14 protein-coding genes are annotated in these 14,815 nt (G+C 61.9%); 4 read left to right on the forward strand and 10 right to left on the reverse strand.

Translation table 11 applies throughout. The features are described from left to right. Positions 1-32: 32 nt before the first annotated feature. The 4 genes from F3J17_RS03985 to F3J17_RS04000 form a co-directional block, all read right to left on the reverse strand. The gene (locus F3J17_RS03985; protein ID WP_167053960.1) at positions 33-1,409 is read right to left on the reverse strand and encodes an MFS transporter; all 1,377 of its coding nucleotides are present in this window, start codon (positions 1,407-1,409) and stop codon (positions 33-35) included. A gap of 91 nt (positions 1,410-1,500) precedes the next feature. After that, positions 1,501-2,436 carry an SMP-30/gluconolactonase/LRE family protein gene (locus F3J17_RS03990; RefSeq protein WP_167054507.1) on the reverse strand — a complete coding sequence of 312 codons (936 nt, stop codon included), beginning with the start codon at positions 2,434-2,436 and terminating at the stop codon, positions 1,501-1,503. Between the two features lie 25 nt (positions 2,437-2,461). Next, entirely contained in the window at positions 2,462-3,412 is a 951-nt protein-coding gene (locus F3J17_RS03995) for a hydroxyacid dehydrogenase (RefSeq protein WP_167053962.1), read from the reverse strand. After that, positions 3,412-4,113, reverse strand: coding sequence for an RraA family protein (locus F3J17_RS04000; RefSeq protein WP_167053964.1), 702 nt, complete (start codon positions 4,111-4,113; stop codon positions 3,412-3,414). The genes F3J17_RS03995 and F3J17_RS04000 overlap by 1 nt, the downstream gene beginning before the upstream one ends. A 191-nt stretch (positions 4,114-4,304) precedes the next feature. Between F3J17_RS04000 and F3J17_RS04005 the strand changes: the two genes are divergently transcribed. The 3 genes from F3J17_RS04005 (at position 4,305) to F3J17_RS04020 (ending at position 8,238) form a co-directional block, all read left to right on the forward strand. Continuing rightward, positions 4,305-5,021, forward strand: coding sequence for an IclR family transcriptional regulator (locus F3J17_RS04005; protein WP_167053966.1), 717 nt, complete (start codon positions 4,305-4,307; stop codon positions 5,019-5,021). A gap of 342 nt (positions 5,022-5,363) precedes the next feature. Beyond that, on the forward strand, positions 5,364-6,281 hold the full coding sequence (locus F3J17_RS04010; RefSeq protein WP_167053968.1) for a hypothetical protein: 918 nt from the start codon (positions 5,364-5,366) through the stop codon (positions 6,279-6,281). Between the two features lie 898 nt (positions 6,282-7,179). Next, positions 7,180-8,238, forward strand: a complete 1,059-nt coding sequence (locus F3J17_RS04020; RefSeq protein WP_205194603.1) for a hypothetical protein — start codon at positions 7,180-7,182, stop codon at positions 8,236-8,238. Between the two features lie 255 nt (positions 8,239-8,493). On the opposite strand, the gene F3J17_RS36440 is transcribed toward F3J17_RS04020, so the two are convergent. Continuing rightward, positions 8,494-8,886 carry a hypothetical protein gene (locus tag F3J17_RS36440; protein WP_275692887.1) on the reverse strand — a complete coding sequence of 131 codons (393 nt, stop codon included), beginning with the start codon at positions 8,884-8,886 and terminating at the stop codon, positions 8,494-8,496. Then, a complete protein-coding gene (locus tag F3J17_RS36445) occupies positions 8,876-9,217 on the reverse strand; it encodes a hypothetical protein (RefSeq protein WP_275692888.1) in 342 nt (113 codons plus the stop codon). Before F3J17_RS36445 ends, F3J17_RS36440 begins: the two co-directional genes overlap by 11 nt. Positions 9,218-9,433: 216 nt before the next feature. Between F3J17_RS36445 and F3J17_RS04030 the strand changes: the two genes are divergently transcribed. Further along, positions 9,434-10,531: a sigma-54 dependent transcriptional regulator gene (locus F3J17_RS04030; RefSeq protein ID WP_167053974.1), complete on the forward strand. Its 1,098-nt coding sequence runs from the start codon at positions 9,434-9,436 to the stop codon at positions 10,529-10,531. Between the two features lie 15 nt (positions 10,532-10,546). Here F3J17_RS04030 and F3J17_RS04035 read toward each other — a convergent pair whose 3' ends face one another. The 4 genes from F3J17_RS04035 to F3J17_RS04050 are packed head-to-tail and all read right to left on the reverse strand — an operon-like array spanning position 10,547 to position 14,809. After that, positions 10,547-11,662, reverse strand: coding sequence for an LLM class flavin-dependent oxidoreductase (locus tag F3J17_RS04035; RefSeq protein ID WP_167053976.1), 1,116 nt, complete (start codon positions 11,660-11,662; stop codon positions 10,547-10,549). Between the two features lie 26 nt (positions 11,663-11,688). Then, the gene (locus F3J17_RS04040) at positions 11,689-12,378 is read right to left on the reverse strand and encodes an LLM class flavin-dependent oxidoreductase (protein WP_205194604.1); all 690 of its coding nucleotides are present in this window, start codon (positions 12,376-12,378) and stop codon (positions 11,689-11,691) included. 29 nt (positions 12,379-12,407) lie between these two features. Beyond that, positions 12,408-13,439, reverse strand: a complete 1,032-nt coding sequence (locus F3J17_RS04045; RefSeq protein ID WP_167053980.1) for an LLM class flavin-dependent oxidoreductase — start codon at positions 13,437-13,439, stop codon at positions 12,408-12,410. Continuing rightward, on the reverse strand, positions 13,436-14,809 hold the full coding sequence (locus tag F3J17_RS04050) for an LLM class flavin-dependent oxidoreductase (RefSeq protein WP_167053983.1): 1,374 nt from the start codon (positions 14,807-14,809) through the stop codon (positions 13,436-13,438). The genes F3J17_RS04045 and F3J17_RS04050 overlap by 4 nt, the downstream gene beginning before the upstream one ends. Positions 14,810-14,815: the final 6 nt, after the last annotated feature.

Below are 14,815 nucleotides of genomic sequence, written 5' to 3' on the forward strand. Positions count from 1 at the left end.
AGAAGTGACGAGCGAAACAACGTAAAGCGCATTCAGGCGTGGGGTTCTTCTCCCACGCCCGCACCGGGATCGCCGAGCCACGCGATCGTCAGGCCGCCGATCAGCAGCACGGCGGCTACGGCGAGCAGCGGAGCGGTAAAGCCGCCAGTGAGATCCTTGATGCCGCCGATCATCGACGGCCCGACAAAGCCGCCGAGATTGCCGATCGAAACAATCAGCGCAATCCCGCCCGCAGCGGCGCGCCCCGTCAGGAATCCTGATGGAATAGCCCAATACGTCGCCTGAAACGCGAGAATGCCGCTCACCGTGAAGCACAGCGCAATGAGCTTGAGGATCGGCGCATCGAGCATCGTGCTGATTGCGAGCGCTACGGCGGCGACGAAGAGCGCGCCCGCCACGTACGGAATGCGATGCGCGGAGCGATTCGCCAGACTCGCCCATGCGATCATCACCACCGCGCCGATTGCGTAGGGAATGGCAGTCAGCCAGCCGATCATGGCGTGACCCACGCCAAACTGTTTGATGATCTGCGGCATCCACAGCCCCACGCCGATCGAGCCGACAATGCCGCAGAAGTTGACGAGCGCGAGCACGAACACGCGCCAGTTGGTCATGGCGTCGCGCAGGCTGGAGCCGTGCTTGCCCGCAATGCTGCGCTGCTCGATGGCGAGCCGGTGCGCCAGTACGTCCTTTTCGTCGCGGCTCAGCCAGCGTGCCTTTTCGGGGCGATCGGCGAGGATAAAGACGCACGCAATGCCCAGCGCAATCGCGGGCAACCCTTCGATCAGCAGCAGCCACTGCCAGCTGCGCAGCCCATGCACGCCGCCGAGTTGCAGCAGCGCCCCGGATACCGGCGAGCCAATCATATTCGCCACCGGAATGCCGACGAGAAACGCAGCGGTCACTTTCGCGCGCCATTTTCCCGGAAACCACTGCGTGAAATACAGGTAGATGCCCGGCGTAAAGCCGGCTTCGGCAACGCCCAGCATGAAGCGCGCAGCGGCGAAGCTTTTCGGGCCGGCGACAAAGGCCGTTGCCATCGAAATCAATCCCCACGTGATCATGATGCGCGCAATCCAGATACGCGCGCCGACCTTCTGCATGATCAGATTGCTGGGGATTTCGAACAGAAAATAGCCGATGAAGAAAAGTCCCGCACCCAGTCCGAATTGCTGCGCCGTGAGGCCGAGATCCTTGTTCATCGTGAGCGCGGCGAACCCGACGTTGGTGCGGTCAAGATAGCTGATCACGTAGCACGCGAAAATGAACGGCAGGATGCGGCGGAACGCCTTTTCGAGCGTGCGTTCGCTGGCGGCGTACTGAGCGGCCGACATCGGCGCGCTGGTCGTTTCGTGCGTGCGTGACGCTTGCGTCGAGCTCGCTGCGCGGATGGGCTGGGAAATGTGCATGGGTGCTCCTCCGTTGCATCTCGGTCGGATGCAACTTGCTGTTCTGGAGCCGGCAGGCGCGTCGGCGCTGCCGGCTGTTGCGATTCGCGCGTTACGCCGCTTCGCGGCGTTGGGCAGCGTGCGGAAGCGGGCCCGCAACCTCCATCTCGGCCTTCAGCACGGTGCCGGAGACGGATTCGGTCATGAAGAGCGTCTTCATGTCCGGACCGCCGAAGCACAGATTCGTGAGCGAAGCGCCTGCGGGACTGAGCAGAATCGCTTCCGGTTCCGCAAGGTGGTTGAGCACCCATGCGCGACCCAGTCCGGGGTTGGCGACGAAGAGACGTCCAGCGCTGTCGATGGTCAGACCGTCCGGGCCGCTCGGGCCATACGACGTAAAGAACTGGCCGACCTTGCTGACCGAGCCGTCGGCCTGCAGCGGCATGCGCCACACGCAGTTGCCGCGCGTCATCGCGACGTAGAGCACTTTCTCGTCTGGCGAAAGCACAAGGCCGTTCGGGCTCGGGCAATTGCCGAGCAGCATGTCCAGCTTGCCCTTGGGCGAGAGCCGGTAGACGCGGCCAGTCGGATCGTGCAGTCCGGTTTGCCCCTGGTCCGTGAAGTACAGATTGCCCTTCGAATCGAACGTGAGATCGTTGACGCCGCGAAAGCGCTCGGTGTTACGACGCTCGAGATACGGTGTGACTTCGCCACGCGCGATGTCGAGCAGCATCAGGCCGTTGCGATAATCCGTGATGAGCAGATGATCTTCGTCGACGAGCTTCATGCCGTTGGGCTCGCCGTCATATTCGACGACGAGTTCCCATTCGCCATCGGTCGAGATACGGAACACACGGCCGTGCGGGATGTCGGTCACATACAGATGACCTTGCGGACTCCACACCGGACCTTCGAGGAACGAGTCGGTCGGCTGGCCGCCGCGATTCGCGCGCGACCAGTCCGTCTGTACATTCGCCTTGCGGAAATGCTCCGGCATGCGCGTGAATACTTCTGCGTGCCGGATTTCCGGCTGCTTGAGATAGAACATATTGGACCTGAAAATTCGTTCAGGACTACGCAGCGCTTCGCGCGTGCGAATCGATGACGTCGATGACATTCGCGGCTGCGCCTTTACCCATGTTGACGTAGGCCGCGTCGCTGACGCCACCGATGTGCGGGGACAGGATCGCGTTCGCGAGGCCCTGGAAAACATGAGGCGAGGGCATCGGCTCGACGTCGAAGCTGTCGAGGCCCGCTGCGAGCAGATGACCGCTGGCGAGCGCTTCGGCCAGCGCCGGTTCGTCGATCAATCCGCCGCGCGCGGTATTGACGAGAATCGCGCCGCGCTTGAACTTGCTCAACGTTTCAGCGTTGATCATCTGGCGGTTTTCGTCCGTCAACGGGCAGTGCAGCGACACGATGTCCGACGCGGCGAAGAGTGCCTCGAGCGAGACCAGCGACACGCCTGCGGGCGCTTCTTTCGCGTACGGATCGTAGGCGAGCACGTTCATGTCGAACGCCGCGGCCGCCGCTGCAACACGTCGCCCGATCGCGCCCAGCCCGACCAGACCGATGGTGCGGCCCGCAAGTTCGAGCGACTTGTGCGTGGACTTGTCCCAATGGCCCGCGCGCATCCGCACGTCGAGTTGCGGCACGGAATTCGCGCACGCGAGAATCAACGCCCACGTGTGCTCGGCGACCGCTGCCGCGTTTGCGCCGACCGCTGCGCGCACGGCGATGCCACGCTCAGCGGCGGCTTTCTGGTCGATCACGTCGATGCCGCTGCCGTGCTTGGAGATAACCTGCAGATTGCCGCCGCACGCGTCCATGACTTTCGCGTTGATCTTGCCGTAGCGCACGATGATGGCGACCGGCTGGTGCGTTGCGCACAGCGCGATCAGGTCGCTCTCGGTCGGCGTGCGTCCGGCGTACACGATCTGGAAATCGCGCAGCATCTCCAGCGCTTCGGCGGCAAGGTCAGAGCCGGTGACGATCAGCGCGGGCTGTTGTGTTGCGGCGTTCATCACAGAACCTCGCCTTCGGCCAGCATGCCCACTGCGCGCAGTTCGTTGTCGAGCCACGCCGGGCGCAGCGCTTCGCGCTTGCGGATGGCGGCGATGCGCGCGGTTTCGGCGTCGACCTTCTTTTGCGCCAGCACGAGAATGCGCTCGACATCCTCGCGCGGAATCACCACCACGCCATCCGCATCGCCGACGATCAGGTCGCCCGGATTGATCGTCGCGCCACCGGCCGAGATCTGATAGTTGACGCGGCCGGCGACGCTCTTCGTCGGGCCGCACGGATTGAGGCCGGCGGCAAACACGGGGAAGCCGTTCTTCGCCAGTTCGGCGGAGTCGCGCACGGCGGCGTCGAGCACCAGACCGCCAAGGCCGCTTTCCTGCGCCTGCGTCGTCATGATTTCGCCGATGAGCGCGCATGCGAGGTCGCCCTTGCCATCGACCACGATGACGTCGCCGGGTTGGGCGATGGCCAGCGCGGCGTGGATCGCCAGGTTGTCGCCCTGGCGGACTTCGACGGTAATCGCCGGGCCCGCGAGCTTCATGCCGGCGGCGACGGGTTTGACGCGGCCGTGCAGGGTGCCGCGGCGACCCGCGACATCGGCGAGAATGGCTGCCTGGAACTGCGAGGCGGCTTTCACGAGTTCAGGGGAGACGCGAGTGATGTCGCGAACGATAGACGGCGTGTTGCTGGAGTTGGCGCTCATTGAATCAACCTCTTTCAGTGCGTTGTACATAGTACAACTGTGTTGTACAAAGTGAAATCACTATAGCGTTGCGTTGCAGTAGCTTTCCATCGGCGTAAACCCTCCACCATGTACAACATGGTTGTACATGGTAAAACAAATCGGTTATTGTTGTACCATGTACAATCGGCGCAACCAGAATCGGAGGGGAGATGGGAAACGACGGAGTGCAGGCGGTCGAGAAGGCGTTGTCGCTGCTCGATATCTTCAAGCCGGGCGCAGAATCGCTGTCGCTGGCCGCGTTGTCTCAAGCGTCGGGCATGCACAAGACGACCGTGTATCGCTTGATGAATTCACTCGAGCGAATGAACTACGTGATCCGCGCGGAGAGCGGTTCCTACTCGCTCGGGCCGCGCGTGCTGTATCTCGGCAAGCTGTATGAGCAGTCGTTTCATCTGTCGTCGGTGGTCGAGCCGGCTTTGCAGGCGCTCGCGGCATCGACGAAGGAAAGCGCGTCTTACTACGTGATCGACCATGCGCAGCGTCTGTGTCTGTTTCGCGCGGAGCCGTCCGAAGGGCTGCGCGAAACGCGGCTGCCGGGCACGGTGTTTCCGCTCGACGATACGGCGATCAGTCTGGTGTTGAGATTCTGGGGGCAGGGCGAAGCGGTGTTTGATACAACGCCGGCGTTGCCGCTTTTCACCTCAGGCGCGCGCGATCAACATACGGCGGCTTTTGCGGCGCCCATCTTTGGGGCCGGCGACAAGTTCATGGCGGCGCTGACGCTCTCGGGTCCGGCTTCGCGGCTCGATGCGACGCGCACTTCCGGCGAAGTCGCGGCGCAGATGCTGCGAAGCGCCTCAGAGTTGTCGAGGAAGTTGGGCGCCAGCGTGGCGTTGTGCGAGCGGATGTACGGCGGTCGCCTCTGAGTGACGATTGCCAGTCAAAGCTGGGACACAACCACGGTTTCGAGCAATGTCTCCAACATGCCGCCAAACAGCCGTTCGAGCCGACATTGGCGACGGGCCGGATTTGGCCGACCAGCGCCCCACGGAGAAGCATGACGATCATTTCGGCTGCTTGCTTCATGCAAAAGGCATAACCCGACCCGTTTGAGTCACTTAGTCAGTTTGGGCTTCAGTCCGCTGTCTCGTCGATATGAGACATTCCCACACAGCGTTGCAGTTACTAGTATCAGTACGCTGGGTGCAGCCGGTGGTGCGGTCTGGTCGACGGTTACAATCCTAGGACGCCGATTCTAGGAGCTCGGTATGCCGTTACTTGTAGCGATGGATTTCGTCTCTGACGCGGATTCACGAGCCGTTCAGCTTCTAGCCGGCCTTGGGTACAAGCCAAAGCCTAGCGATACCGCTTTGGACCGTTTCGCCGCGCTGTACACGCGCGCCGAACGCATTATTCCACCAGTGCCTTACGAAGTGCGTCTTTCAGACGAGATTCAACAGAGCTCCAAGTACAGGACGCACAGAAAGGCTTTTGACGAAATAGTGTCGCGACTGCGGAACGGTCAAAGCGTCCGCCCTTATCTTTCAACGTTAGCGGTTCGTGCTGCGTTCCAAGACACGCTTCTGTTGACTTGGGGCATTCACCATCTACACCTCAATATTATTGATACGCTCGACAGGCGCGGCTTTGTAGCCCGAAGGCGGGGCGCGTCCGAACTATTATTATTGCGCATCAAGGAACAGACAGCCTATCTAATAGACATCGTTTCGCACGACGAGCCAGATCTGTTTGACAACCCACGATTGCTAGAGGTCGTGGACCGGAACTGGCCCGAACTTCACTTCGCGGCGAAGTCAATCACTGGCGAAGCATTCACGCCGCAGCAAGTGAAGAACCTTCGCTCGAACCATGCAAATTTCGCCATTCAGATTAATGGGCGCACCGTTTTACCCACGGTTGGAGTTACCGCGACCGGCGTACCGATTGAGGTCTACGGATGGTATTGGGCGTTGCACGCCGAGCTACGCAATGTGGAAGCGGACGTTCGTCGTCGTTTCTACGAATTTTTTCCGCACAGCATTTCGCCATCGCAGAACTGGCGAGCTATCAACGTTGTCAGGTTGGTCGGTATTGAAGACGCTTATTTCATCCTTCAGGACCAAGCAACGCTTCGCTTGTGTCATGCCTATCGCGTCGCAGCACAAAAACCAGAAATTGTAGCGTAGGCCTTATCGAGACCGATCGCTTCATCGACCACTATTCATTCTTATGCAGTGTGTTATGTGCATGCCGGTGTTTGGCTGATCTAATTCTGGATTTGTAAGGCCATTCAAATATCATGCTGGCGTATGGCGAAAGCATGACTTCATCCATTTCGCCGATCCCGAAGTATTGTTCATGAAACGTCAAGGTCTTATGTATAAAAATAAATTCAGAATTTACCCACGAGATCATTCGTTTTACTTCTTTTTGCCTAACGGAAGACGGAAGTGAAATGCGATCTTCTACGTTGACAGTCTTAGTCTTTCGATCGCGATCTAGTCCAACGTAAGCCGCCTGTTGTTTTCGTTGTTCCAGACCGCCGTTCTTTATGAACTCGACGAGCGATGGGTGATACTCAGACATGTCACGCACCACAAAGGCGTATTGTTTCTCCGAGTGTATATAAAGAAGTTTTAACCATTTCTGCTCAAAATTCGAATCTGAAAATCCGCAATTCGTAATTGAACTGTATTAATAGTGTTCGACCCACTTCGCTTTCGCGAATTCCTCCAATGACAAGACCGACAACTGGAATGCAGATGGAAAGGAACCGGCCTTAAATAGGAGAATCGCGTCCCGATGAAGCCTAAGTGCATTTAGCAGCGATTCCTTGCCTAACTTTTTCCACTTGTACAATGACAAGGTAGGCGTAGCGGTTTTGACGTTCATGCTCGTTGGTTCTCCCGGTTGCGAGTTATCGTGTGTGATTCTAGTGCAGAGCGTTGAAATTCCGGTCCATGCCAAATGCGTGAACCGGAGTTGTGATGGCCCCGCTTCCTCGGACAACCGCTTCGGATAGACTATCGGCACCCCGGCTGCCTCGAAAGTAATCAACAAGTGGCGGAATGAGAGAGTTCGACCATGCTTACTGATGTCTTCTTTCGCAGGTATGAGAATCGTCCGATGTTCAAAAGCGTCGGGCAGAAGGAGTCTGCGCTCTTTGTGCAGGCGTACAGAATCGTCGACGAGCAGATTTGGAAATACTACGGGTACGACGACAAGGTCGACGAGAGCGTCAAGACGATCTGGACTGTTATTCACGACCGCCTAACAATGGAGATCGGGATCAAGGAACTGTCACCGAAATCCTACTCCTACCAGACCGAGTGGATGGGTAAGCCCTCTACGGCCTCGGGTTGGAACAACATGAACTTCGTGGTCGAGCAGTGGCTGAACTACAAATTCACTGACGACTTGGACCCTGACATGTTCGTCAAGCGTCGTCTCAGCTTCGTCGAATTGGCCTTCCGCACGCGAGAGGAGCAAGTAGCTCAGGCGAACGCTGAGTTTCCGGCTCAGTTGGTCCAGGCCGAATTCCAAGACAAGCTGCGTCAGAAACACATGGCAGTTCCTGGTGCGCGGTCCAACAGCGTGCGAGCCATCGATGAGAGCATGAACAGGAAGTTCGCGGCGAATGTGCATGAGCTGAACGAGCGTCTGAAGCAAGCTGATATGCCACTGCACTACCACAATGGCTACTTGCAGATTGCGCGGGACGAGCAGCTTCAAGAACAAGTCGAGCAACCATTCTGGCTGCTGGTGAAGGACGCTCGATGGAAGAACGTAAGCATTGACATGGCCGAGGCGATCGATCGCAGAGACACCGGCGGCCGCGATCCATCGTTCTACGCCGCTAAGGCACTGGAAAGCACGATCAAGATCGTTTGCGAACTCAAGAAGTGGACTACCGGTGCTGAGAAAGGTGTATCCGATTTCCTGAATCACCTTGAGAGCAAGGGAAACGGCGCGTTCATCGAGGGCTGGGAGCGGCAATCAATACAGCGGTTCTACAGCGACGTGCGGAACGACCTGGGGCATGGCCCTGGCTCCAAAGACATGCCGAATTTCACTGTGCAGCAGATAGATCAGACCATCGAGTTCTGCATGTCGTGGATCAAGAGCTTGATTAAGCGACTGTAGGTCACGCTTTGGCGGATAGCCTATATCCGATAGGGCGGATGGCCGAAGCGCGTCGAGTTTCAGCCAGATGTCACTGTCAAGCCAGCGTCGCCTCATGGCCGAACTCGGTCTGTCTGGATGCCGCAAAGCAGGAATTCTATAAATGCATTCAACGGTCAATTGCACAATTACTTATCGAGCGCCTGGCGGTGACATCACTCGGCAAAGTGTTGACCTCCTGGCGCTAAGTTGAGCAACGTTCCTCCTGCCCCCGCTTCAAGGAAAGAATGGTGAGCGGATCCGGGACATACGTCGGCAATTCCGGCCTGAAATTGCATCATCAATCTGCCGTGCCCGCTTGACTTCGTCACGCTGCAGATAGATCGAAGTCGTCGAGACCGAGGCATGTCGCAGGTCGTACTGCACAGTTGTGAGTTCTGCGCTTCGGACGAGTCTGTGCGTCGAGTGATCCACCTTGAACGATTTCGCGGCCGGCAGGAAGAAAATGCGCACACTATTTACAGGCGCACGCTGCTGATGCTTGTGCCCAGATGTTCTGGCGCTGTCAACTTCGAAACTGCCGATGATGGGTGTGTCCGGCCGGCAGTGCCGCTGAATGAAAGGCAGCCCGCGTTCGGTCAGATAGCGCGCCAGCGCATCACCGGGCAAGGGGCGGGAGTGTCATCCGCGTCAGTTTCTTGCCCTTGCCGGTCACGCGCAGCCAGCAGTCGCTGTCTGTTTCGACATGGCCGAGCGCGGCGCCGACGCGTTCGCTCGTGCGCAGGCTGGTCGCGTAACCACAATTCAGCAAAACGCGAAGTCGCTGCGCCGACCAACACCAACGACCCGGACGATCATTCAAGGCCGTCCGCGATCGCGCGCACCAGAGCATTGCCCATCGCTGAAAGCATGCGAGACGTCGAGCAAATTCGATCCGGATGCTTCCCGCACTTTCGTTCTCACAAACGGATTGAGGGAAGCCCTTATCGATCCAGCGCATGGCGTCGGCATCAGCGCGGCGATTGCGTCGCTCCACAAGAGCTAGCCAGCGCGCCTACAGTTGGCCTATCTCGAATCCCAAGTTCGCTATTTCGTTATCGGGTCCGTAACGACAAGTAATGCACCAATTCGCATTTAAGCCGCCGCCTAAATTTGATTAATATCAAAACTCCGGACGCGTGTGCCACTTGATCATCGGTCCGTTACTTGTCGGATCATGGATAACCAAGCACCCCGTCCCAGTCTGATCTCGCTGCCGGATAGCGACCAGCAGCCCCTGTCGATTCGTGCCAAAGCCCTTGTTTTTGCCGATCCGGCGTCGGCCGCCGTTCTGCGCTTTATCGAGCAGATCGGGCCCAGTTCGGCGCCCGCACTGATACTTGGCGAGACGGGCACCGGTAAGGAACTGGTCGCGCGTCACATCCATCACGTCAGCCGTCGCACGGGCGCATTCATTGCGGTGAACTGCGGCGCGATCAATCCGCAACTCGCGGAAGCCGAACTCTTCGGCCACGAGGCAGGTGCGTTCACGGGGGCGCAAGGCCGTCGAGCCGGTTATTTCGAAGACGCGCACGAGGGCACAGTCTTTCTCGACGAAATCGGCGATCTCGCCGCACCGTTGCAGGCGAAACTGCTGCGCGTTTTGCAGGAAGGCGAAGTGACGCGCGTGGGCGCCACGCGGGCGCGCCGCGTCAACGTGAGGGTGGTCGCCGCGACGAACGTCGATCTGGAGCGCGCCGTGATCGCGGGCAATTTCCGCATGGATCTGCTCTATCGGATCAATCTGGCAAGCGTACGTCTGCCGCCGTTACGGGAGCGGCCTCAGGACATCCTGCTGCTCGCGGAGCATTTCCGTTCGCGCTACTGCACACAACTCAAACGCGCGCAGCCGATGTTCGCCGAGGACGCGGTTCAGGCACTGCTAGCCTATCCGTGGCCCGGCAATATCCGCGAACTCGAAAACGTCATACACCTCGCGTTGCTGGTTTCGAGCGGCAACCTGATCCGCGCGGAACACCTGAAGTTTTCCGAAGCGCTTGCAGCCAACGCGGCGCCGGGCCAGCCTGCGCCGACGCTGCCGCAGGACGATATCCGCGCGGGCATCCGCGGGCTGTTTCGCTCGCCGGGAGAGAGCCTGCTGCGTGATGTGGAGGAGCTGATCGTCAAGGAGGCGTTTGAGCATTGCCGGTTCAGCCAGGTACGCACAGCCGCGCTGCTGGGCGTGACGCGCAACACCATGCGCACGCTGCTTGCACGTTACGGCCTCCTGAGCGATCTGCGTTCCGCGGTGCTGTACGAAGAGCCGCCGGACTGAGGGCGGCTGTGGTGTTCAAGTCTGCCGTCGAACTGGCTCGCGTTGGAGCAGGCGCGCGCGCGGCAGCACGTGTTCCCCGACGCACGTCGCTTCCTCCAGATTCGGGTACGACGACAGCAGAAACTCGTCGATGCCCAGGGCATGGTACTCGCTGATGCGTCTCGCGACTTCGTCATGGCTGCCCACCAGCGCTGTTCCCGCGCCGCCGCGTGTCAAGCCCACCCCGGCCCACAGATTCGGCGCGACTTCCAGCTCGCGCAGCGTGCGCATCGCGCCGCGACTCAACGCAGTCTGCCGACGTTGGCCCACCGACTCGTATTGATCGAGTTCGCGCTGGGCATCAGCGTAATTGCGCTCGGAGATGCCGCGCAGCAATTCGTCGGCGCGAGACCAGGCCGCGCGTCCCGTTTCGCGTGCGATCACATGCACGCGTACTCCGAACCGGATCCTGCGGCCATGCATGGCCGCGAGCGCCTTGAGCCGCCTGACGCGCTCACGCACGAGCGCAGGCGGTTCCGCCCAGAGCAGATAGGTATCGCTCTGGCTGGCCGCCACGCGTTCCGCGAACGCCGACGCACCGCCGAGATACAGCGGCGGCGCCTGTTCGAGCGGCACGCCAGGGTGGGCGGCATTGAGGGCATAGTGGCGCCCGGCGACGGTGTGTCCCGCGCCTTGCCAAAGACGGCGCAGTACGCGCAGATATTCGGAGGTGCGCTGGTAGCGGGCGTCGTGATCGAGAAAGTCGCCGAGCGCGCGCTGATCGTGGGCGCTTGAGCCGCTTGCCGCAAACAGGCGCAGCCGGCCTCCGCTCATGTGCTGGAGTGTCGCGGCGCGGTTCGCGAGCGGTTCCGGCTGTTCGAGGCCGGGCCTGAAGGTGACGATGAAATCGATGCGGCGAGTGGTTCTCGCGAGCATCGCAGTGACAAGCCACGGATCTTCGAAGCCTGCCGCCGTCGGGACGAGCAGATGGTCGAAGCCGGCTCCTTCTGCGGCGGTGGCGAGGCGGCGTAAGTAGTCTGGCGTCGGAGGACGAAAGTCCCGTAAATAGTTCGGCGGCCTCGGCAGGCCGCTGTTGGCAAGATGTGGTCCGTCACCGTTGGTTGGCAGGAACCAGCCGAATTCGATGCTCATGAGGCGTACCGTCGGAATGGGCCAGTTCAGGGTGTAAAGCCGGGCTGGATGCCGGGTTGGCAGCGAGCGTCAGGTCCGAAAGGTACGACGCGGCGCAGGCGTTGCCCCGGCGGTGGCGCGACGCGATCGACTTCGCGAAACGCGCGCTCGATTGCGTCCTGCAGCGCGGGCGTGCCTTGCGTTTCGCGCAGCACGCCGTCGCAGCCGCTAGCCGCGAGCTTGCTCAGGTTCGGTTCGGCGCCGAGCCAGTACAGCGGCGGGCGTTGTGCATCGAGATCCGGCAAGGACGCGGCGCTGGCGCGGAAGTACTCGCCGTGATGGTCGAGTGGCGCTCGGGCAGTCCACAGCGCGTCGAGGATGGTCAGGAATTCGACGCCATGCGCGAGCCGCTGATCGCGATTCATTGAGGCTAGCTGGATATCGGTTTCGACGCCCGCCCAGTCAGCGGTGCAGGCGAGCGCGGCGCAACCGCCGCTGATCGACTGAAGACTTTGCGCAAGATGCGCCGCCGCGACCGGCAGCATCGTACTGGCGGGCAGCGCAACCACGACCCGCGCGGCCGGCAGCGCGTCAACCAGTACGGCGGCCAGCGTCCACGGGTCCTCCCTGCCGGGGCTGCTCGGCAACAGCAGTCCGTCGCAGCCTGCCGTCAGACCTGCGCGCGCAAGCGAGATCCAGTCCGCGGCGGGGTTCGCGCGCAATGGACGGGAATCCATGGCGAGATTCAGCAGCAACGCCGGTGGCTTCATGCGCGCGCGCTCGCGGGCGACCAGCCAAGCGCCGGGGCGATGATTTCGGCGAGGATACGCAGGCGTTCGATCGCCTCGTCGAGCGTGGAGCTTTCCGACTGCACGACCGGTAGGAAGTAGCTCGCGAACGGGAACAGGGCGGGGTCGGCGCGCAGGCTGTCGACGATCTCCTCTGGCGGCCCGTAGTGCACGTTCAGCAGCCGCAGGATCTGCTCGGGATCGCTCACGCCGGGATGACCGACCGTCGCGAGCCACGGGCCGTGGCGCACGACGTCCGGCGCCAGCGCGTCGAGCGCAGTCCTGCGATTCGCTGCGGGAAAGACCGCGCGCACGATGCCCAGACGCGGCGTGCCCGTTGGCGCGCGTTCGCGCCATGCGTCGAGGTACGCGCGTGCGAGCGGCAACTGGACGGTGCGCGGATCATGAACCGCGGTTCCCAGCAGCAAACCATTGCCGTGCTGCGCGGTGAGCCGGGCGCCGTCCACGGTCGAATGCGAGTGCCAGAGGCGCTCGCGCAAGCCGGGTGCGGGCGGTTGCAGCCGAAGCGTCTCGGCTTCCGCGTTATCCGCATCCGGGGAGGGTCCAAGCGGGCGGCCTTCGAGCGCGTGTTCGAGCCGTGTCAGCGCGCTGGCGAAACCGCTCTGGCGCGCGTCGGGCGCGACGCCGAATGCGGCAAACGCGTCGACGTTCGCGCCGCCGCTACCGAGCCCGAGCTGCAGGCGCCCGCCTGCGAGGGTGTCGAGGACGGCGGCGTCTTCCGCGAGCCGGATCGGATCTTCCAGGGGCAACGTGACGATGCCGGTGCCCAGCTCGATGCGGCGCGTGCGCTGTGCAACCGCGGCGAGCAGCACGAGCGGCGCGGGCAGGCGGCCCGTCTCCTGGCCGAAGTGATGCTGCGCCACCCAGGCGCTGTCAAACCCCAGCGCTTCGGCGGCTTCGATCAGTTCGAGTGTCTCGTGAAGAACGCGCGGCGATGCGTCGGGCGCGTACACACGCGTCAGGAAGCCGAGGCGCAGGCGGCGCGTCATGCTTGCCTCGCTTCGACGGGCGTCGCGAGGTCGCCGCGCACGCTCGTCGGGCGCTGCACGAATGCGGGCCGCGGCAAGCCCAGTTGATCGCGCAGTGTCGGCCCTTCGTATTCGGTGCGAAAGAGGCCGCGCCGCTGCAACTCCGGAATCACGAGTTCGACGAAATCGTCGAGACCGCCCGGCTGCCACGCGAAGGCGACGTTGAAACCGTCCGCGGCGGAGGTGCGAAACCATGCTTCGAAATGATCGGCGATCGTCTTCGGCGTTCCGGTCACGATGCCCGCGCTCGCGAAGCGCTCGTAGAGCTGGCGGATGGTCAGGTTCTCGCGGCGCGCGAGGTCCACGATCAGTTGCTGGCGGCTCTTGCTGCGATTGCTCGGCGGCAGTTCGGGCAGCGGGCCGTCGAGCGGATAGCCGGACAGGTCGAAGTCGCCCGCATTGTCGGCCAGCAGGCGCAAGCCGAGCACGGGGTCGATCAGCGCCTGCAGCGCGTCCAGTTTCTCGCGCGCCTCGGCCTCGCTCGCGCCGACGATGGGCACGATGCCTGGCAGGATCTTCAGATGCTCGGGATTGCGTCCCCAGCGCGGCATGCGGCCTTTCACATCGGCGTAGAACGCGCGGGCGTCGTCAAGACGATGCTGCGACGTGAAGATGACTTCCGCGCAGCGCGCGGCCAGTTCACGCCCCGCCTCGGACGATCCGGCCTGCACCAGCACCGGATGTCCCTGCGGCGGCCGGGCCACATTCAGCGGGCCTCGCACGGAGAAGTGCGGCCCGCGATGATTGAGCACGTGCAGCTTCTCGTGGTCGAAGTGCAGGCCGGCGGCCTTGTCCTCGATAAAGGCGTCGTCCTCCCAACTGTCCCACAGACCCGCCACGACACGCTGGAATTCGTCGGCGCGCGTGTAGCGGTCGGCGTGCGCGAGATGCGGCGCATCGCCGAAGTTGGCGGCCTCGTCGGGCACCACCGAAGTGACGAGATTCCAGCCCGCGCGGCCGCCGCTCAGATGGTCGAGCGACGCGAATTTGCGCGCGAGATGGTAGGGCGCGTTATAGGTGGTCGTCGCGGTGGCGATCAGGCCGATGCGCTCCGTCACGGCTGCGAGCGCGGCAAGCAGCGTGAGCGGCTCGAACGTTTCCGCGCGGGCGCTGCGGCGCAGCGAGTCGATATGGCTGCCCTGTGTGGCGACCACGTCGGCGATAAAGATCGCGTCGAACTTGCCGCGCTCGGCGGTCTGCGCGAGTCGGCGCCAATGCGCGAAGTCGCGCGTGCCTTGCGGGTGCGAATCAGGATGCCGCCACCCGGCGACGTGACTGCCGCCGCCGTTGAGCATCGCGTTGAGTTTCAACTGGCCGGTGCGCTGGGTCATGCGCTT

Origin of the sequence: Burkholderia sp. Ax-1719 (genome assembly GCF_011753055.1) — a bacterium.
In the GTDB taxonomy this organism is placed as follows: domain Bacteria; phylum Pseudomonadota; class Gammaproteobacteria; order Burkholderiales; family Burkholderiaceae; genus Paraburkholderia.

Bases quoted from the DNA above. Each gene is read 5' to 3' on its own strand.
- F3J17_RS04030 (WP_167053974.1), top strand. From the start codon at position 9,434: ATGGATAACCAAGCACCCCGTCCCAGTCTGATCTCGCTGCCGGATAGC.
- F3J17_RS04045 (WP_167053980.1), bottom strand. From the start codon at position 13,439: ATGACGCGCCGCCTGCGCCTCGGCTTCCTGACGCGTGTGTACGCGCCC.
- F3J17_RS04010 (WP_167053968.1), top strand. From the start codon at position 5,364: ATGCCGTTACTTGTAGCGATGGATTTCGTCTCTGACGCGGATTCACGA.
- F3J17_RS04020 (WP_205194603.1), top strand. From the start codon at position 7,180: ATGCTTACTGATGTCTTCTTTCGCAGGTATGAGAATCGTCCGATGTTC.
- F3J17_RS03990 (WP_167054507.1), bottom strand. From the start codon at position 2,436: ATGTTCTATCTCAAGCAGCCGGAAATCCGGCACGCAGAAGTATTCACG.
- F3J17_RS04040 (WP_205194604.1), bottom strand. From the start codon at position 12,378: ATGGATTCCCGTCCATTGCGCGCGAACCCCGCCGCGGACTGGATCTCG.
- F3J17_RS36445 (WP_275692888.1), bottom strand. From the start codon at position 9,217: ATGCGCTGGATCGATAAGGGCTTCCCTCAATCCGTTTGTGAGAACGAA.
- F3J17_RS04050 (WP_167053983.1), bottom strand. From the start codon at position 14,809: ATGACCCAGCGCACCGGCCAGTTGAAACTCAACGCGATGCTCAACGGC.
- F3J17_RS04035 (WP_167053976.1), bottom strand. From the start codon at position 11,662: ATGAGCATCGAATTCGGCTGGTTCCTGCCAACCAACGGTGACGGACCA.
- F3J17_RS04000 (WP_167053964.1), bottom strand. From the start codon at position 4,113: ATGAGCGCCAACTCCAGCAACACGCCGTCTATCGTTCGCGACATCACT.
- F3J17_RS03985 (WP_167053960.1), bottom strand. From the start codon at position 1,409: ATGCACATTTCCCAGCCCATCCGCGCAGCGAGCTCGACGCAAGCGTCA.
- F3J17_RS03995 (WP_167053962.1), bottom strand. From the start codon at position 3,412: ATGAACGCCGCAACACAACAGCCCGCGCTGATCGTCACCGGCTCTGAC.
- F3J17_RS04005 (WP_167053966.1), top strand. From the start codon at position 4,305: ATGGGAAACGACGGAGTGCAGGCGGTCGAGAAGGCGTTGTCGCTGCTC.